The organism is Mesorhizobium sp. M1C.F.Ca.ET.210.01.1.1, from assembly GCF_004791585.1.
Classification (GTDB): Bacteria; Pseudomonadota; Alphaproteobacteria; order Rhizobiales; family Rhizobiaceae; genus Mesorhizobium.
This window is the reverse complement of the sequence record NZ_SRUU01000077.1, coordinates 1-2533: the sequence shown is the minus strand read 5'-3', so window position 1 is coordinate 2533 and position 2533 is coordinate 1. Positions and strand designations below refer to the sequence as shown.

Here is a 2533-nt window from a genome sequence, read left to right as displayed (position 1 = left end):
GAACGAAACCCGCTGCGCGGGAGGGCGCGAACGGTTGAGGTAGAGGTCAAGAACCGGACGTCGCGCTCGCATTGAGGGTGGTTCGGCAGCGGCAGAGCATCACGGGCTTCTTCAACAAGGAGCCCGACCATGCCCTATCCCGTTCTTGATGCACCTATCAGTCCACTGCGTCAGCGGCTGATCGACGACATGAACATGCGGCGTTTCTCACGGGAGACGCAGCGCAACTATCTCCGCGACATCGGACGCCTGGCGACGTTCCTCGGCCGGTCGCCGGACACAGCGACCGCCGACGACCTGCGCCGGTTCCAGATCAAGCAGCAGGACGACGGTGTTCCCGTGCCGACGATGAACAGCATCGTGTCGGCGCTGCGCTTCTTCTTCACGCATACGGTCGATCGTCCCGATCTGGCGCGCAAGCTTGTTCGTCTGGCGCACCCACGGAAGCTGCCGGTGGTCTTGAGCCGCGACGAGGTCGCCCGGCTCCTCAACGCCACCACCTGCTTGAAGCACCAGGCCGCGCTGTCGGTCGCCTATGGCGCGGGCCTGCGCGTGGCCGAGGTGTCGATGCTGAAGGTCGCCGACATCGACAGCGAGCGCATGCTGATCCGGGTCGAGCGCGGCAAGGGCGGGCGATACCGCAACGCCATGCTGTCGCAAGATCTGCTCTTGTTGCTGCGTCAGTGGTGGAAGGTCGGACGCCAGCAGGGGGTGATGCATCGCGACGGCTGGCTGTTTCCGGGGCAGCATGCGATGAAGCCCATCAGCACCCGCCAGCTCTATCGCGTGGTCGTCGAGGCGGCGCAGGCCGCCAACATCGCCAAGCGGGTCGGGCCGCACACGCTGCGTCACAGCTTCGCCACCCACCTGCTGGAGGACGGCACTGACATCCGGATCATCCAGGTCCTGCTCGGGCACGCCAAGCTAAATAGCACCGCCTTCTACACCAAGGTTGCAACCCGCACGGTGCGCACCGTCACGAGCCCGCTCGACAAGCTTGGCCTCTTCAAGCCGGAAGAGATCTCGCCCGACGGCTGAGCGTGCGCGCCTCGATCGAGGTTGCCGACATCTTCCGCACTGCCGGGCCCGCCTACCGGGTCGCCCATGCCGGACATCTGAGCCTCGCCCAGCTCAAGGTCATGTCGGCGATCGAGAACTGCCGCACCGCGGCCCTTGGCGGTCACGTCGAGGCCTGCGAGGACTGCGGCCAGTGGCGTATCGCCTACAACTCCTGCCGCAACCGGCACTGTCCGAAGTGCCAGGGTGCGGCCGCACGTACATGGCTTGCCGAGCGGGAAGCCGACCTGCTGCCGGTCGGCTACTTCCACGTCGTGTTCACGCTGCCCGCCGAGGTCGCCGACGTCGCCTTCCACAACAAGGCGGCGGTCTACGACCTGCTGTTCAAGGCAGCGTCGGAGACGATGCTGACGATCGCGGCAGATCGGAAGCATCTCGGCGCGCGCATCGGCATCACTGCCGTGCTCCATACCTGGGGTTCGGCGATGACGCACCATCCCCATGTGCACATGATCGTGCCGGGCGGCGGCATTGCACTCGGCGGAAGCCGCTGGATATCGTCGCGCCCGGCATTCCTGCTTCCGGTGAGGGTACTCGGCAAGCTGTTCCGCCGCCTATTCCTCACCCGTCTGGTCGGGCTGCGCGACGCCGGCCGGCTCGTCTTCTTCGGATCGATGGCGCACCTCACCGACCGGCGGGCATTCCTGCGCCACCTCGCTCCCGTCAGGAGGAAGCGCTGGGTGGTCTACGCCAAGGCACCCTTCGCCGGCCCGGAGGCGGTGCTCGCCTACCTGTCGCGCTACACGCACCGTGTCGCCATCTCGAACCGACGCCTCATCCGTTTCGACGAGGACCGCGTCACTTTCCGCTACAAGGATTATCGTCGCCCTAGCGCAGACCAGCAGCAGGTCATGACGCTCGCCACCGACGAGTTCGTCCGCCGCTTCCTGCTCCATGTCCTGCCACGTGGGTTCCACCGCATCCGTCACTATGGGCTGCTCGCAGGCTCCGCCCGCAAGGCCAGCCTCGCACTCGCGCGCGAGTTGCTTGCGGCCGCGCCTCCCACCATGAACGATCCATCGGAGGAACCGGACGACTTCCGTCCGCCATGCCCGTACTGCGGCGGACGCATGATCGTCATCGAGGTGTTCGAAAGGCGGAAGCAGCCGCGCGGCCCGCCGGGCAAAACGGCGACGAACCGGGAGAACGCCCGGTGACCCGGCATGGCCTACCTCAGCCTTCAGCTGCAGGCACTCAGCCTCCGGCAACGGATCGACGCACGTCTATGGTGACTATCGACGCCGACAGATCCGCGCTCAGCCGCCCACCGTTCCGACGACACCGCGCGGAGGCGCAGCGAAGCGGTCTGTCCGCATTCACCCCAGAGCTTCCCGACGGCGGTCGCGCCATCGCCGACATCTGCCGAAAATCGAAATCCCCATAGCCATCGCCTGTGGCCCGCGGGTTCCTTCCTCGGGGACTTTCGTACGCCTGCCGGCGCCCGAAACTCTTCACG

The 2533-nt window shown here is 66.4% G+C and carries 2 protein-coding genes; both read left to right on the top strand.

Features of this window, described 5'->3' with window-relative positions; all coding sequences use genetic code 11:
- Positions 1-129: 129 nt before the first annotated feature.
- A complete protein-coding gene (locus tag EN853_RS32940; RefSeq protein WP_127863050.1) occupies positions 130-1038 on the top strand; it encodes a tyrosine-type recombinase/integrase in 909 nt (302 codons plus the stop codon).
- A 2-nt stretch (positions 1039-1040) separates the two neighbouring features.
- Entirely contained in the window at positions 1041-2234 is a 1194-nt protein-coding gene (locus EN853_RS32935; RefSeq protein ID WP_127863049.1) for an IS91 family transposase, read from the top strand.
- The last annotated feature ends 299 nt before the right edge of the window (positions 2235-2533 follow it).

What these genes read in the sequence shown, in the direction of transcription:
- EN853_RS32940 (WP_127863050.1), top strand. Translation starts at nt 130, where the DNA reads ATGCCCTATCCCGTTCTTGATGCACCTATCAGTCCACTGCGTCAGCGG.